Raw genomic sequence first — 18484 nt, 5'->3', positions numbered from 1 at the left:
CCACCTTCGGGCGGATTCTTTTTCAATTCGGCATATGTCATACTTCATGGTAAACTGATGAAAGTGAACTAAAAAGGAGAGGCATATGGCGTATTCAAGAAGCAAAGAAAAAACATGGAGCGCACGATTTCGGGCAATCCCAAAACATCGTAAAATCGCCTTCGGTCTCGTCTTGACGGTCATTCCAACGCTCTTTCTCGTGAATTTATTCGTATTCAGCCATTTGTTGGCGTTAGGGGACCAGTATGAAGATCGATACCAAATGAAGAAGTTACGACTTGAGACGTATCATGGGAATGTCGAGTTCGTGCGTAGTACAAATGAAAAAGTACAAATCGAAGTGGTGCAGACCAATTCGAAAGAACGACGGATCAAAGTCAAATCGGTCGGCGATACCATCTATGTCGTCGAGCGGTATGGGTGGTTCAGCTATTTCGGCAGTCGGGCCAGTGATGAACCGTCCCGCTATAAGCTTCGCGTTGCCTTACCGAGCTCGATGACCTCGGTTCATCTCGGAGCTGAACAAGTGACCGGGCAAGGGTTAAACGTGAAAACGATTGTGATGAATGCGAACGCCGTCAATTTGAAGCAAATTGATAGTGATCGTCTGCGAATTGAGACGAAGAGTGATACGACAATCGAATCCGCACGTCTCGTAACGGGAGATATCCGCTCCTATCGTCATGCGACCATCGCAGACGTCGTCGTGAACCAGGCGATGACGGTTCAAACGGAGGCGGGGACGCTTAGTTATGCGCCAAAACATGCGACAGGGCAAGTGAATGTAACGACGGCTGGGAAAATTTCTAGTAGCGACCGTTACGATGAAGTCGAACCAGGTGTCTATCAGTTGTCGACATCGAATCGACCTGTCGTTGAGTTGATTTCTGAGACAGGGAAGGTCGAACTGAAATGAATGGAAAACGCTACATCCCGAAAATCGGGCTTCGTACGTTAAAGACCGGGATTGCTGTATCGATCACCGTCGCGATCTCGTGGTATGTATTCGGAATTTATTCTGGAATGGGTGCGATTGCAGCCGTTGTGGCGATGCAACCGACCGTCAAGCGCTCGTCTAAAATCGTGTTCAGTCGTATTTTTGGAACGGTCGTTGGTCTCATGTGTGGGCTTTTTATTGTTTATTTGTTTGGCGTCAATCCCATCTCCATTGGTCTAGCGGTCATCGTGTCGCTCACGCTCAATACGACGTTCGATAAGACACACATGTCGACGTACGCGGCGTTCGCCATCGTCATGATGTTAGAAAACCCGACTTCGGATTTCTTCCATTATGCATGGACACGCTCGTTGTTGACGGCAGTCGGTGTATTCGTCTCACTCGGTGTGAACTATGCGTTCTTGCCACCGCGGTATGAAGATCGTTTGTTGAGCGAGGTCAGAAAGACCTCATCTTATTTGTTCCACCATTGGCGTGAACTCGTCGGTTCCCCGGCGGAACTATTAGAGACGCGTGCCCGCATCCTCGGTCATCAGGAGTTGCATATGATGCTTCAAGAGGATATGAAAGTGACGAACGTGAAATTAAAGTATATGACAATCAAGCAGTATCGCTTGCTCATTCATCTCGAAGACAAGCTCGTCTTATTGCTAGAAAGTCTAGCCGAGCATCGGGAAGCCTTCTTACTCATGAGTGAGGAAGAACGTCAGGCGTTCGAATCGGAGTTCTTATATTTGCTCGCGCACCATCATGATATTCTCTATACGTGTGATAAACCGTATTCGCTCTTTAGGTTGCCGCACGAAGATTTATCCGTTTCAGAAATTTTACACGGGCATTTGCTCGATTATCATGAACAGCTCGAAGCGTTTAAGCATGACCCGAAAGCGTGAATCAAGTTGTTTCCTTACTAAAAACCCGCCATCAGAACATGGCGGGTTTCGTTTATGACTGTTTCAGCGACTTCATCAATTGTTCATCTGGCGTCACGTAGACGGTCTGTTGATCCGTATAGATGACAAACCCGGGTTTGGCACCGCTTGGTTTTTTCACGTAGCGGGCGCGTGTATAGTCGACAGGCACGCCGCTCGATGCGCGTGCTTTCGAGAAGTAGGCAGCGACCGATGCGGCTTCAAGAAGCGTCGTCTCATCGGGTTCCGTGGAACGAATGATGACGTGAGAACCCGGAATGTCTTTGACGTGTAGCCAAATCTCGTCACGGCGTGCGAACTTGAACGTCAGATGGTCGTTTTGGGTATTATTCTTCCCGACAAAGAATTCAGTCCCCGTCGAAGACGTATACGCTTCAAGCGAAATCTTTGGATTCGCTTTTTTCTTTTGACGTTTTTGACGGATGTATCCTTCTTCGGCGAGCTCTTCCCGAATCTCGAGTAGGTCGGATGGAGAGGCGACATCGAGCTGGGCGGTGAGCGTCTCCAAATAGTCGATTTCCGCGTCGTTTAATTCGAGTTGTTTTTTCACTTCGACTTTAGCAACTTTTAATTTGTTGTACTTCTTATAATATTGTTGCGCATTCTCGTTCGGCGTTTTGAGCGGGTCGAGCGGAATCGAGATGGTTGCACCCTCTTCATCGTAGTAATCGACGACTTCAGCGACCCGCATCCCTTTTTCAAGTTGGAACAAGTACGTCGTCAACAACTCGCCAAACTTTTGTAACTCGTCCGCTCGTTCTGTCGCCTTTAAGTCCTCTAAGAGACGGCGGCGCTTCAACAAGTTCTTCTCGAGTTCGGATTTCAAGAGACGCTCCACATCGTGGGCTTGTTGTCTGACGCGGTCACGGTTCGCTTTCTCATAGAAGAAACGGTCGAGCACTTCTTTACTCGATGCATATGTTTCCTCGGATACGATTTCTCCTGCCGTCAGTACGATCGGGGCGAAACGTTCCTTTCCAGAAGCGAGTTGTTGGAACACATAAGGTCCTTCAAGCTGACGCAATACGTTCTCGAACGCTTGCTGAATCGATTCACGGTTCGGCATCTTCGAGAGGTGCACGACTTCTTGAGCGATTTGAGGGCTGACCCCAGCGAACGTGGCGACGATCTGTTTGTCCAATTTTCCGGCATTCCAGTCGATGCGCTTCAATCCTTCCGTCAAATCAGACAAAGGGTCGAACTTATGTTGTTCTGGCGGGAGGAGGTATTCACTACCCGGCATGATCGTTCGATACGTGTTTTGCGAAGGCGGGAGGTGTTTGATCGCATCTAAAATTTTCCCGTCTTCTGTTGTTAAGACGACGTTCGAGTGACGTCCCATCAACTCAATGTAGACTTTTTTCGATTCTTCATCACCGAGCTCGTTTCGAGAGCGGACGGAGATGACGATGACACGGTCACGGCCGATTTGTTCGACCGCCGTGATAAATCCGCCTTCTACATGTTTTCGTAGCATCATGCAGAACATCGGCGGTTCTTGCGGATTTTTAATCGGTGTATCCGTCAATTGAAGACGGGCATACATCGCGTTTGCTGATATGAGTAGTTGCGCGTTCTGTCGGTTCGAACGAATTTGGAGCATCAAATCGAGAGAATACGGTTGATGTACTTTGTTGATTCGTCCTCCGACGAGCGATTGTAATTCTTGTACGACACGATATGTCATTAATCCATCATAAGCCAATGATCTCATCACCTTTGTTCATTTTCTGTCTCTACGTTATCAGAAAAACAGAAAATATGGTACGATGGAGTAGGAAATCCGAACTTCTTCTTGCCGGGACAATTGATTGACTGCTATTATAATTAAATGTGATGTTAGAAGATGGAGGGCTTGCAGTGAATTTTAAAGAACGAGGATTATTAATCGTTTTGTCTGGACCGAGCGGTGTCGGAAAAGGGACCGTTTGTCGTGCTCTTCGCGAGGAAGAGGACAATAACCTTCAATATTCGGTGTCGGCGACGACTCGAAAGCCACGTGAAGGGGAAGTCGAAGGAGTCCATTACTTCTTCAAATCGAGAGAAGAGTTCGAACGCATGATCGAACAAAAAGAATTGCTCGAACACGCCGAGTTCGTCGGCAACTATTACGGGACGCCTGTAGAGTGGGTGCGTGAAACGCTCGAAAGCGGCCAAGATGTCATTCTTGAAATTGAGGTGCAAGGGGCGTTCCAAGTGAAGGAACTTCTCCCGGAAGCCGTCTTTTTATTCTTGGCACCACCAAGTCTTCAAGAACTTCGCAATCGTCTAATCGGACGAGGCACGGAGTCTGAAGAAGTCATCAAGCAGCGCCTGCTCGTCGCGCGTGAAGAAATCGAGTTGATGGACGCCTATGATTACGTCGTCACGAACGACGAGGTCGACAAAGCCATCGATCGAATTAAAGCGATCGTGACAGCTGAGCATTGTAAACGTGAACGTGTTGCGTCACTCTATAAAAAAGCCATGATGGAGGTCATTTAATGTTATACCCTTCGATTGATGCCTTACAACGTACTATCCCGTCAAAATATACGATCGTTACGGTCGCTGCGAAACGGGCGCGTCAGATTCAAGATGGAAAAGCACCGAAAGTCGCCGAGCCAAAATCATATAAGCCGGTCGGTCAAGCGTTAGAAGAACTATTTTCGGGTGATACGACAATCATCGTGAACGAAAAAAACAACGGATGAAGTGTGACCCAAGTCGTTTGCGACTTGGGTCTCATTGTCTATAAGGGGGAGTTTGGGAATGGTGAAGGATCGTACTATTTTGTTATGTGTGAGTGGTGGCATCGCCGCCTACAAGGCGTGTGCGCTCACATCGAAATTGGTTCAAGCCGGAGCGAATGTTCGCGTCGCGATGACGAAGTCGGCAGAACAATTCGTGGGTCAGGCGACCTTCCAGGCGCTCAGTCGAAATCCGGTCTATACCGATGTGTTTGAAGAGCATGATCCGACAAAGATTGCACATATCGATGTCGTCGACTCGAGTGACTTGATCGTCGTCGCTCCTGCGACGGCCAACACGATCGCGAAATTAGCGAACGGGATTGCAGATGACTTCATTACGACGTCGATCCTAGCGGCGAAGTGCCCGGTGATCGTCTCACCGGCAATGAATGTGAACATGCTCGAACATCCTGCCACACAGCGGAATATCGAGACGTTAAAATCATATGGCTATCAGTTGATCGAACCGGGTGTCGGTAATTTGGCATGTGGCTGGATTGGCGGGGGACGTCTGCCGGAACCAGAAGATTTGGTGCGCATCATCGAAAGCCAGTTCGTCCCGAAACTATACCTCGGAAAAGAAGTATTGATTACGGCTGGTCCGACGGTAGAACGCATCGACCCCGTCCGTTACTTATCAAATGACTCGTCAGGGAAAATGGGTGTGGCACTCGCAGAAGTGGCACGTGATATGGGTGCCCGTGTCACCCTCGTCCACGGTCCGCTTCAAGTCCCGGTACCAGACGGTGTGACGGCCATTCCCGTCAAATCGAGCGAAGAGATGTTGCAGGAAGTGACAAGTCGTTTCGATTCACTCGACCTCGTCGTGAAGTCAGCGGCAGTCGCGGATTATCGTCCAAAAACGGTCCATGCAGAGAAACATAAAAAAGTGCATGGTCCACTGACGATTGAACTCGAAGAAACGACAGACATTCTCAAGACACTCGGTGAACGAAAAACCCATCAAGTGTTAGTCGGCTTTGCTGCGGAGACGGAACGACTCGAAGAACATGCGGCAGTGAAACTGAAGAAAAAGAACGTCGATTTCCTCGTCGCAAACGATGTATCCGGTAGTGACGTCGGATTCGGTGCAGATGATAATGAGGCTGTCCTGTTCCATGCTGACGGGACAAAGCTCCAGCTTCCGAAACAGTCGAAGAAACAGTTGGCGTTCGAGTTGCTCACACACTTTAAGGAAGCGGTCCGATGATTGCCCATGTCCATGTTGATGCACCGGTGATTACGATTGATCGTCCGTTTGATTATGAAGTACCCGAACAGTTCGAATCCTTGATTGAACCGGGGATGCGTGTCTCCGTTCCATTCGGTTCACGCCGTCTTTTAGGAATCGTCGTTGGCACATCGGACGGGACGAGAGATGGATTGAAGCCGCTCGAAGCCTTATTAGATGAAGAATCCTCACTCACGGATGAGCTGCTCGACTTGTCCATCCATGTAAAGGAGACGACGCTATGCTTCCGTTCTTCTGCACTCCTTGCGATGCTACCAGCAGCGCTAAAAGTTAGTTACGACAAAGAAATTAAAGAGGGGCATGTGCCTGAAGGTGTTCGTCTCGGGACACATTTATCGGAATATCCGAAAGACATTCAATCGGTCATTCTCGGACTTGCTAAAAAAGGGGAGCTTACCCTCGCTCCCGTTCTAAAAGAAAAGAAAACAGTCAAAACAGACATCGTCGTCGAACTGCTCGATCCGACAGTCGTCTCGAAACGTGCGAAAAAGCAACTAGAGGCGATTCAAATGTTAGAAGAGACGCCACGTATGTATTGGTCGGCATTACGCCAAATCGGGTTGACTCGACCGCAACTTCAAAAGCTCGAAGATCTCGGTGCGGTACGGTTGACCGAAGTGGAATTGAATCGTGACCCGTACGCGACGATCGAGCAAGTACAGGAATCGGTGCAGTTAAACGATAGTCAGGCGAATGCGGTCCAGGCGATTCATGAGGCGGATGCAGGCGAGACGTTACTTGTACACGGTGTGACCGGTAGCGGAAAGACCGAAGTGTATTTAGAATCGATTGGACAAGTCATCGATGAAGGCAAGCAGGCCATCTTGCTCGTGCCGGAAATCAGTTTGACACCGATGATGGTAAAACGTTTTAAACGTCGCTTTGGTGAACGCGTCGCAGTCTTACACAGTGCTCTTTCTAAAGGGGAGAAGTATGATGAGTGGCGTAAAATCAAGCGGAAGGAAGTCGACGTCGTCGTCGGTGCTCGTTCGGCCATCTTTGCGCCGCTCGACCGTCTCGGTCTCATCATCTTGGATGAAGAGCATGAGACGACGTATAAACAAGAAGAGAACCCGCGCTATCATGCGCGTGATGTCGCCATTTGGCGGTCCCGCTATCATGGGTGTCCCGTCGTGTTGGGGAGTGCGACACCTTCGCTCGAATCCTACGCCCGAGCTCAAAAGGGTGTGTATCGTTACTTACACTTGAAAGAACGGTACGGTGGAGAAATGCCACCGGTCCACATTATCGATATGCGCCGTGAACTGGCAAAAGGCAATACGACGATGTTCTCTGAGGAATTGTTTAATGGAATCCTCGACCGGATCGAGAAAAAAGAGCAATGTGTCATTCTATTGAATCGCCGTGGGTTTACGACATTTGTCATGTGTCGGGACTGTGGAGAAGGAATGACCTGTCCGCATTGTGCGGTCAACTTAACGTATCATCAATATGGTGATCGATTGAAGTGTCATTATTGTGGCTACGAAGTCGGCATGCCGTCAACGTGTCCATCGTGCAATAGTAAGAAAATTAAACAGTTCGGATCAGGCACCCAGAAGATCGAGACGGAGTTGTTGAACCGGATTCCGGAGGCGCGCATCATCCGAATGGACCAAGATACGACGTCTCGGAAAGGATCACACGAACAATTGTTACGACGCTTCGAAGAAGGAGAGGCCGACATTTTACTCGGCACTCAAATGATTGCCAAAGGGCTCGACTTCCCAAACGTCACACTCGTCGGGGTACTCGCGGCAGATGCGACGCTCGGGATGCCTGATTTCCGTGCGACCGAGCGGACGTTCCAACTTGTTACCCAAGTGGCGGGGAGAGCCGGTCGTGGAAAACTTCCAGGTGAGGCGTTCGTTCAAACGTACAATCCGGACCATTATGTCATCGAGACAGCGAGTGAACACGACTATGAGACGTTCTTTGCCAAAGAGATGGGTCTTCGTCAAGTCGGGAACCATCCGCCTTACTGGTTTTTGACACTTGTCACGTTCTCAGCAGAAAATCCACTCGTCGCCAAGGCGGAGGCGGAACTGTTCGCATCAGACTTTTTACAGGCGCAAGTGGAGAATAGCCGCTTGAACGGTCCGATGCCTGCCCCGCTGTCAAAATTAAAGAATGCGTATCGTTATCAGGTGTTCATTAAAACGAAACAACCTGAAACGCTCTACGTGGAATTAGCTCGCCTTCAACAAGCAAGAGCGAAAGCGATTAGTAAGAAAGAATATCAAATGAGTATCGATGTGAACCCATACGTATTCATGTGAGGTGGAGAGACATGTATAAAGTAGTAGAAGTACCGAACGATATATTACGCGTAACATGCGAACCGGTAACGAAGTTCGATAAAAAATTGCGTCAAACGGTCGACCGATTGTTTGATACGATGTATGAGTATGATGGAGTCGGTGTTGCGGCACCACAGGTCAACTTGAATCAGCGACTCGCAGTCGTCCATACCGATGATGAGACGGGTCCTCTCGTCTTGATTAATCCTGAGATCATCGAGACGTCAGGACGTGAGGTCGGTCTTGAAGGATGTTTGAGCATCCCGGGCGAATTTGGATTCGTGGAACGCCATGAGTCGATTGTCGTCAAAAATCAGGACTTGAAAGGACGGACACATACCATTCAAGCGAGCGGCTTTTTCGCCCGTGCGATTCAACATGAGATGGATCATTTAGATGGCGTCTTATTCACAGACAAGCTAGCGGTTCCAAACTCTGGAAAAGACAAGCGAATCGTCTTCATGGGAACTCCGACATTTGCGGTATCTGTACTTGAGCGACTGCTCGAAGAAGGATACAATGTCGTAGGTGTCGTCTCGCAACCGGACAAACCGGTCGGACGAAAACGTGAACTGAAACCAACGCCTGTGAAAGAGTGTGCACTCCGTCACGGCATTCCTGTCTTGCAACCTGAGAAAGTTCGCACGGATTATGAAGAAATTTTAGCGTTACGTCCGGACCTCATCGTCACGGCAGCGTATGGTCAAATCGTGCCGACCGAATTACTCGAGGCACCGCCTCACGGAGCAATCAATGTCCATGCCTCGCTACTTCCGAAATATCGTGGAGGTGCCCCGATTCATCAAGCCATCATCGATGGTGAATCGGAAACAGGTGTGACAATCATGTATATGGTCGATAAATTGGACGCAGGTGACATGATTGCCAATACGATTGTTCCGATTGAAGAAATGGATACGGTCGGAACGTTATTTGATAAACTGGCTGTAGCAGGAAGCGATCTTCTCATCCGTACACTTCCAGCTTTCTTAGAAGGATGGATTGAAGCGGTCCCTCAAGATGAGCGGGATGTGACGTTTGCACCGAACATCAGCCGTGAGCGCGAACAAATCGACTGGGGTATGGGTGGGGAAGCCATCTATAATCACATTCGCGGGATGAATCCATTCCCGACTGCCTATTCGATTCTTGACGGCGAACGCGTGAAATTGTTCATGGGAGAGAAGACGACGGGTACAGGTCAACCTGGAGAAGTCGTTCGACTTGAAGAAGACGGATTCGTCGTGGCGACTGGGAACAGCGTTGCCATCAAAGTGACGGACTTACAACCAGCAGGGAAAAAACGAATGGATGGTGCGACCTTCATGCGTGGAGCTGGACAGAAGTTGCGTGTTGGTGACCGATTAGGAGGAACTCATGAACGTACGTGAAGCAGCGCTTGATACGCTGATAAAAATTGAACAAGGCGGCGCGTATTCAACGATTGCCGTCAATGATGCATTAAAACAAAAGAAAGTCGCTCCAAAAGATGTCGGCCTTTATACCGAACTCGTTTATGGGACACTCAGTCGGAAAGGAACGTTGGATTACATCTTAAACGATCGAATCCGTTCGCCGAAGAAGCTCGATAAGTTCGTCCTTCCGCTTCTTCGGATGAGTGTATATCAACTCTTTTACCTCGATAAGGTGCCAGATCGTGCCGTCTTACACGAAGCGGTCGAAATCGCGAAAAAACGGGGACACCATCTCGGAACGAGCAAATTCGTGAACGGGGTGTTACGTAACGTTCTCCGTGAAGGGTTCCCTGATTTTAGCGAGTTGACAGATGCGGAAAGAATCTCGATCGAACATAGTCATCCGAAATGGCTCGTTTCCGATTGGATTGACCTATATGGGGTGGAAACAGCAGAAGCCATCTGTCAATTGAACAATGAGCCGGCTCCTGTCACGGTTCGCGTCAACCGTAAACGAGCGTCTGTCGACGACATGATGAACCGGTTGGCCGACTTAGGTGTCTTGACGTCACGCTCTGAACTATCAAGCGACGGACTCGTCGTCGAATCGGGCAACGTCCATTCGACCCCGTTCATTGAGGAAGGCCTCTTATCGATTCAAGATGAGAGCTCGATGCTTGTCGCAGATGCCCTCGGTGTGTCGAAAGATGATCAGATTTTAGACGCATGTGCCGCCCCTGGTGGGAAAGCGATGCACACGGCAGAACGGATGGAGAACGGTTCGCTCACAGCACTCGATTTACATCCACATAAAGCGAAATTGATCGACCAGCAAGCCAAACGTCTTCACATCAATGGAGTGACCGCACTTGCCCTTGATGCTCGTCTGGCAGGTGAACGGTTTGAAAAAGAGAGCTTTGACCGTATTCTTCTGGATGTTCCTTGTTCGGGTCTTGGTGTCATTCGTCGGAAGCCAGATATCAAATGGACGAAAGACAAAGCCCAGTTAGAAAACTTACCGAAGATCCAACGACAAATCATTGATGCCGTATTGCCACTGCTCAAACCAGGTGGTACGCTTGTTTACTCGACATGTACGATTGATCCGTCCGAGAACGAGACGCAGGCTGACTATGTATTGTCAAAAGGATTGGTGTGGGACGAGACGCTAAAAGAACGTCTCCCGCAATCTGTTCGTCCGATCATGGAATCGGACCGTGCTGAATTAAAACTATTACCGACGACATTCGGGACCGACGGCTTCTATATCGCCGCATTTAAGAAAGAGGTATAAAACAATGAATCCAAAAGCAGTAGAAAAGAATCCACTTTTAGGCGCAAAACCGTCACTTTATTCGTTGACGTTCCCTGAACTTGAGGCGTGGGTCGTTGAAGCAGGAGAAAAATCATTCCGTGCGAAACAATTATATGATTGGATGTACGTTAAACGTGTCACGTCATTCGACGATATGACGAACGTTCCAAAGGCACTTCGTGACCAATTAGAAGAATCGTTCCAACTGACAACGTTGAAGGAATTGGTCAAACAAGAATCGCAAGACGGTACAATCAAATTCTTATTCGAACTTCAAGATGGCTATTCAATTGAAACCGTTCTTATGCGTCACGAGTACGGGAACTCCATTTGTGTCACGACACAAGTCGGTTGCCGGATTGGCTGTACGTTCTGTGCCTCAACACTCGGTGGGTTGAAACGTAACTTAGAAGCTGGCGAAATCACGGCACAAGTTCTTGACGTACAGCGTGCTCTAGACGTGACAGGCGAACGTGTTGACTCAATCGTCGTCATGGGAATCGGTGAACCGTTTGATAACTATGATGAGTTGATGCGTTTCTTACGCACGGTCAACCATGATAACGGCCTTAACATCGGTGCCCGTCATATCACGGTATCAACGAGCGGAATCGTTCCAAAAATTTATAAGTTTGCTGATGAAGGTATGCGCATCAACTTCGCCATCTCTCTTCATGCGGCTTCGACAGAACTACGTACACGTCTCATGCCGATCAACCGTGCGTTTGACTTGAACAAGTTGATGGATGCCGTCCGTTACTATACGGAGAAGAGCGGTCGTCGCATCACGTTCGAATACGGATTGTTTGGTGGCGTCAACGATACGGAAGACCATGCCCACGAATTGGCTGACTTGTTGAAAGGCATCAAATGTCACGTCAACTTGATCCCAGTCAACCACGTATTGGAACGCGACTACGTACGCACACCGAGAGCTCAGATCTTTGCCTTCGAAAAAGTGCTCAAAGACCGCAATGTGAACGTGACGATTCGTCGCGAACAAGGTTCGGATATCGATGCTGCTTGTGGGCAACTTCGAGCGAAGGAGCGCGAACAAGAAACGAGGTAATCAGAAAGATGGAATTAGCATTTCGAACAGATCGTGGACAAGTACGCACACAAAATGAAGATGCAGTTTTAATCTTAGGCGATGCCTTTTCAGGAATTGCGCTCGTTGCCGACGGAATGGGTGGACATGCAGCGGGAGAGGTCGCGAGTCAAATCGTGATTGAAGAGTTTCGGCGGGCTTTCCCGTCTCTCCCGTCGACCCCTGTCGACATCGAACAATGGTTCCGCCATCACATTCACTTGGCGAATGAACAAGTGTTGCAGTTTGCGAAACAGTCGAATCTCGTCATGATGGGAACGACTGTGGCGGCCGTTTGTTGGAACGGTGAGACGGTTGTCATCGTTCATATCGGCGATAGCCGTGTCTATGCCCTGCAAGCGAACGAATTACGACGTCTTACAGAAGACCATTCTTACGTCAACGTGCTCAAACAGCTCGGTGAATTGACGGAAGAAGAGATGCGCGTTCATCCGAAGCGAAATGTCATCACCCGAGCGATCGGTTCAAGCGAACAAGTCGAGCCTGACGTACAAGTGCTCGCTGACCCTGAGTTTGAAGTGATTTTAATTTGTACGGATGGATTGACGACACATCTGACCGATGGGGCGATTCAACACGTTTTACAACAAGCTGTATCGGCTGATCAAAAAGCAGATCAACTGATTGCGGAAGCCAACCAATTGGGAGGGAGCGACAACATTACGGTCGCCCTCGTTCAATTCACTGATAGAAAGAGAGGATGAATCCGATGCGAAGCGGAGAACGAATCAACGATCGTTATCGGATCGAACAACAAATCGGCAGCGGAGGCATGGCAAATGTCTACCGGGCTCATGACGAGATTTTAAACCGAACCGTCGCCATCAAGGTGTTGCGATCTGAATTCTCACATAACGAACAATTTATACGTCGGTTCGAGCGAGAAGCCCATGCGGCTACGAGTCTGAACCATCCGAATATCGTCGCAATCTACGACGTCGGCGATGAAGATGATTTATACTATATCGTCATGGAGCACGTCGATGGCGTGACGTTAAAACAATATTTGCAGGAAGAATACATATCTGTCGATGAGGCGTTGCGCATCATGGGACAGATTTGTGATGCGATTGACCACGCCCATGCGAACCGAATCATTCACCGGGATATCAAACCACAGAATATGATGATCGATCAGCATGGAAACGTGAAGGTGACCGATTTTGGGATTGCTGTGGCGATGTCGAATGCGACGTTGACGCATACGATGTCTGTCCTTGGCTCTGTCCATTACTTCTCACCTGAGCAAGCTCGTGGGAAATTTGCGGATGAAAAATCGGACATTTACTCGCTCGGTGCGGTCCTTTATGAATTGTTGACAGGTCGTGTACCGTTCATCGGCGAGACGCCGGTCGCTGTTGCGCTTCAACATTTGCAAGATGACCCGATTCGACCGATGGACTTAAATCCGAATATCCCACAAGCGCTTGAGAACTGTGTCATGCAAGCCTTGTCAAAATCACCTGGTGCTCGTCATGCATCGGTCGCAGCCTTTAAAAAAGATTGCATGACCGCGTTGAGCCGCGAACGAGCCAATGAACCGAGACGACTCTCGGCAAATCAAGACGAGTTCGACCAGACGCTCGTCATGGCACCGGTTATGCCGGAAGAAAAACAAGATGTTCCGGTTACACCAGCACCGGTCACGCCACCAAAAGAACAGGAACCAGAAGAGGTTCCTGTGAAAAAGAAGAAACGAAAATGGTGGATTTGGATTCTACTCATCGTTCTATTGATTGGTGGAAGCATTGCCGCTTACGTGGTCGCTGATGAGATGTCACGTTCGGTCGTGCCGGATGTCGTCGGTATGAGTATCGGGGATGCGACGACAGAACTTGAAGCTTCCGGGTTTGTCGTCGAAGTGACAGAGCGGGCGAGCGATGACATCGCGGAGGGTGAGGTCATTTCGCAAAATCCACAAGAAGGACGTAAACCGAAACGTGGAACGACCGTGACGATTGTCGTATCGGCCGGGAAAGAGACAGTCGAAATGCCGAATGTAGAAGGTCTTTCGCAAACTGCCGCCGAACGTATGCTGAAAGACTTGGCATTCAGCGACCTTGAAATCACAACAGAAGCTTCCGAAACGGTGAATAACGGAGATGTGATTTCCCAATCGGTTGACCCAGGTGAAGAGGTCGTTCCTTCAGAGGTGACGGTCACACTCGTCGTGTCGACAGGGAGCAATAAAGTGGAACTATCGAACCTTGCTGGGTATACGTTCGACGAAGCATCCATTTATGCTGAACAGAACAAACTGAAAATCGTAAAGCGGGATGAATTTTCGACAAGTGTTCCAAAAGGTCAGATCATCCGTCAACTTCCGACAGCCGGGACAGCAGTCGACCCGGGAACTGAGCTCACGGTCATCGTATCGGAAGGCGTTGAACCGACCGATATTTCAATTGAACGTGAAGTGGCTGTGGAAGTCGAACAGCCGGACAAAGACAAGAAACCGAAGACGGTAGAAGTCGTGATTCGTACGGTTGACGCACGCGGTGAGATTGAGGTGCTTCGTGATCAAATCACAGAGACGACAACGTATTCATATACGCTCGTCATTGCCCCTGACGAAGTCGGGACGGCGACGATTGAAGTCGATGGAGAGATTGTTCGAACAGATTCAGTCACATATGCACAAGCTGAAGAGGCACAATAAAGAGGTGACGGAGTCGTCACCTCTTTTTTAAAGGAGGTAGTCATAATGAAAGGAACAATCATTCGCCTTCAAGGCGGGTTTTACGATGTGATGACCGAGACGAATCAAGAGATTCGTTGTCGGGCTAGAGGGAACTTTCGAAAGCGCAACATCTCACCTGTCGTCGGCGACGATGTGGTGATTCAAGATCAAGAAGATGGAACCGGCTATATTTTAGAAGTGGAAGAGCGTCAAAACCACCTCGTTCGCCCGCCGATTGCAAATATCGATCAGGCGTTTCTCCTCTTTTCCGTAAAAGAACCGGCGTTTTCGTATCATTTGCTCGACCGTTTCCTCGTCCTCATTGAATCGAAACAGGTTCATCCGATCATCGTCTTGACGAAGATGGACTTGCTTGATGAACATGAAGTCGAGCCGATTCGGGAGGCGGTTGCACGCTATCGCGCCATCGGGTATGAGGTGATTGAGACATCGACGGAGCATGCGCGCGGAGTGGATCAAGTACGCGGGCTCTTCGAAGGGAAGACGAGTGTCTTCGCCGGTCAGACCGGTGTCGGAAAAAGTTCGTTACTCAACGCCGTCGCACCAGAGCTCGAGTTGGCGACAGGGAAAATCTCTAAATCACTCGGTCGAGGGAAGCATACGACGCGTCACGTGACGCTGATTCAATTAGCGGATGGGCTGGTTGCTGACACACCTGGATTTTCAAGCTTGGAGTTTCCGCAAGAACTTGAGGCGGACGAACTCAGATGGTGTTTTCCTGAGTTCGTGGAACGCCATGACGATTGTAAGTTCCGCGGATGTGCTCACCTCAATGAACCGGGATGTGCCATCAAACAAGGCGTTGAAAATGGTGAAATCGCTTCAACACGGTACGAGAATTATGTTACCTTTATGGAGGAGTTAAACGATCGAAAACGGAGGTATTGACAGATGATTAAAATTGCACCATCTATTTTAGCGGCCGACTTTGCCAATTTGGAGGCTGAAGTGAAAGCTGTTCAAGAAGCGGGAGCGGACTATATTCATTTTGACGTCATGGACGGGCAGTTCGTACCGAACATCTCGATTGGTCTACCCGTACTCGCAAGCTTGCGTAAAAAATCAGACATGGTCCTTGATGTGCATTTGATGATTGACCAACCGGAACGCTACGTCGAAGACTTTGTGAAGGCAGGAGCGGACATCGTCACCGTTCACGTGGAAGCGACAAACCATTTGCATCGCGTCTTGCAACAAATCAAAGCGGCAGGTGCAAAATGTGGAGTCGTCTTGAATCCACATACACCACTCTCGACGATTGAGCACGTGCTTGCGGACGTCGACATGGTATTGCTCATGACCGTCAACCCAGGGTTCGGGGGACAAGCCTTCATCGAATCGGTCGTACCGAAAATTTCAGCACTCAGTCAGCTCCGCCAAGACCGTCAGCTTGATTTTGAGATTGAAATCGATGGTGGTGTCAACGCGGAAACGGCAAAACATTGCATCGACGCAGGGGCTGATGTCCTTGTTGCGGGATCAGCCATCTATAATCAACCAGATTATAAAGCAGCCATCGATAGCATTCGTGGCGCATCTCGTGTATAATCGACGATAGAACAACAAGATAGAGTCGCAAGGGGTGTCACATGATGTGGCTGAGAGGCATACGCTAACCCTTTGAACCTGTTCCGTTCACACGGACGTAGGGATGTGGCGAAAATGCACGTTGCGAATCCAAGCAGCATGGCGTTTACGTCATGCTGCTTTTTGTCGTTCAACCAAATAAAGGAGGAAGAAAGATGAAATCACGTTTCAAATTACAAGCGCTCATTGAAATTTCATTGTTTGCAGCGCTCGGGCTCATTTTTGATTTGCTCATTCCATACCGTTTGCCACAAGGGGGATCCATCAGTTTAGCGATGCTCCCGATCTTTGTGATGGCATTCCGCCACGGACTAAAAGGTGGTCTCGCGACAGGTGCCCTCGTTGGGACACTCCAACTCTTGTTCGGTGCCTATATTTTCACGCCCGTACAATTCTTGCTCGACTATACGGTCGCTTATGGTCTCGTCGGAATGGCCGGCGTTTTCGCGGGGCGTGTGAAGCAAGCTGCGAGCAACGGGGCGACGAAGACGCTTGCCACATATTTAGTACTCGGGGCGCTCCTTGGTTCGATGTTACGATACGCGGCGCACGTCATCTCGGGAATTGTCTTCTTTGCTAAATATGCAGAAGGTCCGGTCGTCGCCTATTCACTCGGCTACAATGCTACGTATATGGCACCATCCTTTGTCATCTCAGCCATCGTGTTGGTGCTCCTCTTCACGACAGCACCACGTTTCACGCGTGTGGCGACACGGGATCTCCGTCAATGAATATATTGATTGTCGCGGCGAGTCCGGAACCCATTCCGGACTTACCGCGTGATGCCGATTTTGTCATCGGTGTCGATGGTGGATATCAAAGATTATTAGATGAAGGGATCATGCCAGACGTCGTGGTCGGGGATTTTGATTCGTTTAAAGGACTACCGCCTGAGGAGGCGCTACGCTATCCTTCGGAGAAAGACGTGACGGACTTAGAGATTGCACTAGCGTTCGCGAGAGAACGCGGGGCGACACGGATGGATGTATATGGTGGCTTAGGCGGACGCATCGATATGACGTTTGCGAACGTCGGCTTACTTGAAGCGTATCCGGAGATGGTTCTTCACGGAGAAGGTCAAACGGTTTATCTCGTGAGAACAGGTAGCGAGGTCATTATGAAGCGAGACGGGCACTATCTTTCCTTCATGCCTTGGAAGACGGCCACGATCTCGATTGAAGGTGTCAAATATCCACTCGACCATCATGAGGTCAAGAGTGGGGAGGCGTTGACGATTTCGAATGAATGGATCGAAGCGTCTGCCCGATTGACGGTCCATCAAGGAATGGTTCTCGTCATGATCATCAAAAAATAAGCAAAAAAAAATCCCATCGGCGAATGCCGCTGGGATTTATTCGTTCGTGTATAAGTATTATACGCGTTCAACGAGACCTGATTTAAGTGCGCGAGCTGAAACCCAAACGCGTTTCGGTTTACCGTCAACGAGAATACGAACTTTTTGTACGTTTACACCCCAAGTACGTTTTGTCTTGTTGAGTGCGTGCGAACGGTTGTTACCTGATTTAGGTGATTTACCTGTTACGTAGCATTTACGTGCCATGCGTTTCCCCTCCTTTTTTATGTGGGTTCGTCCTAATAGACACTCGTTTATATTAGCACGGCTTTTTTCCCGATGCAACTAGAAAATCGTACCATGACAAGAAAAAAACTTGACATTACTCTCAAGGATTTGAATAATGAATGAGGTTATCGCGTTAATTGACCGAGTTTCTGGAGCAGGTTCTTTTAATAACTAGGTACTTATTGTAGAATGTACATTAGGAATCATTCCGAATAAAGGAGGCTACTCCATATGGCAATTGAAATGAAGACAACATATGGCAATATTGACATCACAAGTGACGTCATCGCGACACTCGCAGGTGGTGCAGCGATGGAATGCTTCGGTGTGGTCGGCATGGCTTCACAAGCACAATTAAAAGACGGCATTGCTGAATTGTTAAAACGTGAAAATTACGCGCGTGGTGTCGTCGTACGTCAAGAAGACGAAGACGTACATATCGACATGCACATCATTGTAAGCTACGGAACGAAAGTATCTGAAGTTGCATACAACGTTCAGAGCCGAGTGAAGTATACGCTCGGAGAAACTTTAGGATTAAACGTTTCGTCGGTAAATATATTCGTTCAAGGCGTTCGTCTGACGAATGACTGACGAAAACG

At 48.9% G+C, this 18484-nt stretch carries 18 protein-coding genes and 1 riboswitch; of the genes, 16 read left to right on the top strand and 2 right to left on the bottom strand.

The genetic code is table 11. The features are described from left to right. The first annotated feature begins 85 nt into the window (after positions 1-85). Both PJK55_RS05035 and PJK55_RS05030 read left to right on the top strand, forming a co-directional pair. Positions 86-916 carry a hypothetical protein gene (locus tag PJK55_RS05035; RefSeq protein ID WP_214819628.1) on the top strand — a complete coding sequence of 277 codons (831 nt, stop codon included), beginning with the start codon at positions 86-88 and terminating at the stop codon, positions 914-916. Further along, the gene (locus PJK55_RS05030) at positions 913-1851 is read left to right on the top strand and encodes an FUSC family protein (protein ID WP_214783850.1); all 939 of its coding nucleotides are present in this window, start codon (positions 913-915) and stop codon (positions 1849-1851) included. The genes PJK55_RS05035 and PJK55_RS05030 overlap by 4 nt, the downstream gene beginning before the upstream one ends. 52 nt (positions 1852-1903) lie before the next feature. On the opposite strand, the gene PJK55_RS05025 is transcribed toward PJK55_RS05030, so the two are convergent. Then, positions 1904-3595, bottom strand: a complete 1692-nt coding sequence (locus PJK55_RS05025; protein ID WP_271305007.1) for an Rqc2 family fibronectin-binding protein — start codon at positions 3593-3595, stop codon at positions 1904-1906. Positions 3596-3726: 131 nt separating this feature from the next. Between PJK55_RS05025 and gmk the strand changes: the two genes are divergently transcribed. From gmk to PJK55_RS04960, 13 genes are all read left to right on the top strand, one after another. Next, the gene (gene gmk, locus PJK55_RS05020; RefSeq protein WP_031421596.1) at positions 3727-4374 is read left to right on the top strand and encodes a guanylate kinase; all 648 of its coding nucleotides are present in this window, start codon (positions 3727-3729) and stop codon (positions 4372-4374) included. Then, a complete protein-coding gene (gene rpoZ, locus PJK55_RS05015) occupies positions 4374-4583 on the top strand; it encodes a DNA-directed RNA polymerase subunit omega (RefSeq protein ID WP_015881337.1) in 210 nt (69 codons plus the stop codon). Before gmk ends, rpoZ begins: the two co-directional genes overlap by 1 nt. Before the next feature lie 58 nt (positions 4584-4641). Then, complete coding sequence (gene coaBC, locus PJK55_RS05010) at positions 4642-5832, top strand: bifunctional phosphopantothenoylcysteine decarboxylase/phosphopantothenate--cysteine ligase CoaBC (protein ID WP_271305006.1); 1191 nt, start codon at positions 4642-4644, stop codon at positions 5830-5832. Beyond that, complete coding sequence (gene priA, locus PJK55_RS05005; RefSeq protein WP_271305005.1) at positions 5829-8153, top strand: primosomal protein N'; 2325 nt, start codon at positions 5829-5831, stop codon at positions 8151-8153. Before coaBC ends, priA begins: the two co-directional genes overlap by 4 nt. An 11-nt stretch (positions 8154-8164) precedes the next feature. Next, a complete protein-coding gene (gene fmt, locus PJK55_RS05000; RefSeq protein ID WP_271305004.1) occupies positions 8165-9565 on the top strand; it encodes a methionyl-tRNA formyltransferase in 1401 nt (466 codons plus the stop codon). Beyond that, complete coding sequence (gene rsmB / locus PJK55_RS04995; RefSeq protein WP_271305003.1) at positions 9552-10883, top strand: 16S rRNA (cytosine(967)-C(5))-methyltransferase RsmB; 1332 nt, start codon at positions 9552-9554, stop codon at positions 10881-10883. The genes fmt and rsmB overlap by 14 nt, the downstream gene beginning before the upstream one ends. 4 nt (positions 10884-10887) lie before the next feature. Beyond that, positions 10888-11973 carry a 23S rRNA (adenine(2503)-C(2))-methyltransferase RlmN gene (gene rlmN / locus PJK55_RS04990; RefSeq protein ID WP_271305002.1) on the top strand — a complete coding sequence of 362 codons (1086 nt, stop codon included), beginning with the start codon at positions 10888-10890 and terminating at the stop codon, positions 11971-11973. 8 nt (positions 11974-11981) lie between these two features. Beyond that, positions 11982-12716, top strand: a complete 735-nt coding sequence (locus PJK55_RS04985) for a Stp1/IreP family PP2C-type Ser/Thr phosphatase (protein WP_214819640.1) — start codon at positions 11982-11984, stop codon at positions 12714-12716. 5 nt (positions 12717-12721) lie between these two features. Continuing rightward, positions 12722-14671 carry a Stk1 family PASTA domain-containing Ser/Thr kinase gene (pknB, locus tag PJK55_RS04980; protein ID WP_271305001.1) on the top strand — a complete coding sequence of 650 codons (1950 nt, stop codon included), beginning with the start codon at positions 12722-12724 and terminating at the stop codon, positions 14669-14671. 42 nt (positions 14672-14713) lie between these two features. Continuing rightward, positions 14714-15601 (top strand): ribosome small subunit-dependent GTPase A, encoded by an 888-nt coding sequence (rsgA, locus tag PJK55_RS04975; protein WP_271305271.1) that lies wholly within the window; start codon positions 14714-14716, stop codon positions 15599-15601. Between the two features lie 3 nt (positions 15602-15604). Next, positions 15605-16261, top strand: a complete 657-nt coding sequence (rpe, locus tag PJK55_RS04970) for a ribulose-phosphate 3-epimerase (protein ID WP_271305000.1) — start codon at positions 15605-15607, stop codon at positions 16259-16261. Positions 16262-16281: 20 nt separating this feature from the next. Next, positions 16282-16382, top strand: a riboswitch (TPP riboswitch). Positions 16383-16455: 73 nt separating this feature from the next. Further along, positions 16456-17031: an energy-coupled thiamine transporter ThiT gene (gene thiT, locus PJK55_RS04965; RefSeq protein ID WP_271304999.1), complete on the top strand. Its 576-nt coding sequence runs from the start codon at positions 16456-16458 to the stop codon at positions 17029-17031. Further along, complete coding sequence (locus PJK55_RS04960) at positions 17028-17615, top strand: thiamine diphosphokinase (protein ID WP_271304998.1); 588 nt, start codon at positions 17028-17030, stop codon at positions 17613-17615. Before thiT ends, PJK55_RS04960 begins: the two co-directional genes overlap by 4 nt. Before the next feature lie 57 nt (positions 17616-17672). On the opposite strand, the gene rpmB is transcribed toward PJK55_RS04960, so the two are convergent. Beyond that, positions 17673-17861 carry a 50S ribosomal protein L28 gene (gene rpmB, locus PJK55_RS04955; protein ID WP_015881349.1) on the bottom strand — a complete coding sequence of 63 codons (189 nt, stop codon included), beginning with the start codon at positions 17859-17861 and terminating at the stop codon, positions 17673-17675. A gap of 252 nt (positions 17862-18113) precedes the next feature. Here rpmB and PJK55_RS04950 point away from each other — a divergent pair, with 252 nt between their 5' ends. Then, entirely contained in the window at positions 18114-18476 is a 363-nt protein-coding gene (locus PJK55_RS04950; protein WP_015881350.1) for an Asp23/Gls24 family envelope stress response protein, read from the top strand. The last annotated feature ends 8 nt before the right edge of the window (positions 18477-18484 follow it).

Origin of the sequence: Exiguobacterium sp. MMG028 (genome assembly GCF_027947425.1) — a bacterium.
Lineage (GTDB): Bacteria > Bacillota > Bacilli > Exiguobacteriales > Exiguobacteriaceae > Exiguobacterium > Exiguobacterium aestuarii_A.
This window is presented reverse-complemented; position numbering and strand designations above follow the sequence as displayed.

Bases quoted from the DNA above. Each gene is read 5' to 3' on its own strand.
- rlmN (WP_271305002.1), top strand. From the start codon at position 10,888: ATGAATCCAAAAGCAGTAGAAAAGAATCCACTTTTAGGCGCAAAACCG.
- thiT (WP_271304999.1), top strand. From the start codon at position 16,456: ATGAAATCACGTTTCAAATTACAAGCGCTCATTGAAATTTCATTGTTT.
- fmt (WP_271305004.1), top strand. From the start codon at position 8,165: ATGTATAAAGTAGTAGAAGTACCGAACGATATATTACGCGTAACATGC.
- rsmB (WP_271305003.1), top strand. From the start codon at position 9,552: ATGAACGTACGTGAAGCAGCGCTTGATACGCTGATAAAAATTGAACAA.
- coaBC (WP_271305006.1), top strand. From the start codon at position 4,642: ATGGTGAAGGATCGTACTATTTTGTTATGTGTGAGTGGTGGCATCGCC.
- priA (WP_271305005.1), top strand. From the start codon at position 5,829: ATGATTGCCCATGTCCATGTTGATGCACCGGTGATTACGATTGATCGT.
- rpmB (WP_015881349.1), bottom strand. From the start codon at position 17,861: ATGGCACGTAAATGCTACGTAACAGGTAAATCACCTAAATCAGGTAAC.
- PJK55_RS04960 (WP_271304998.1), top strand. From the start codon at position 17,028: ATGAATATATTGATTGTCGCGGCGAGTCCGGAACCCATTCCGGACTTA.
- PJK55_RS05035 (WP_214819628.1), top strand. From the start codon at position 86: ATGGCGTATTCAAGAAGCAAAGAAAAAACATGGAGCGCACGATTTCGG.
- rpe (WP_271305000.1), top strand. From the start codon at position 15,605: ATGATTAAAATTGCACCATCTATTTTAGCGGCCGACTTTGCCAATTTG.
- pknB (WP_271305001.1), top strand. From the start codon at position 12,722: ATGCGAAGCGGAGAACGAATCAACGATCGTTATCGGATCGAACAACAA.
- PJK55_RS04950 (WP_015881350.1), top strand. From the start codon at position 18,114: ATGGCAATTGAAATGAAGACAACATATGGCAATATTGACATCACAAGT.
- rpoZ (WP_015881337.1), top strand. From the start codon at position 4,374: ATGTTATACCCTTCGATTGATGCCTTACAACGTACTATCCCGTCAAAA.
- gmk (WP_031421596.1), top strand. From the start codon at position 3,727: ATGTTAGAAGATGGAGGGCTTGCAGTGAATTTTAAAGAACGAGGATTA.
- PJK55_RS05030 (WP_214783850.1), top strand. From the start codon at position 913: ATGAATGGAAAACGCTACATCCCGAAAATCGGGCTTCGTACGTTAAAG.
- PJK55_RS04985 (WP_214819640.1), top strand. From the start codon at position 11,982: ATGGAATTAGCATTTCGAACAGATCGTGGACAAGTACGCACACAAAAT.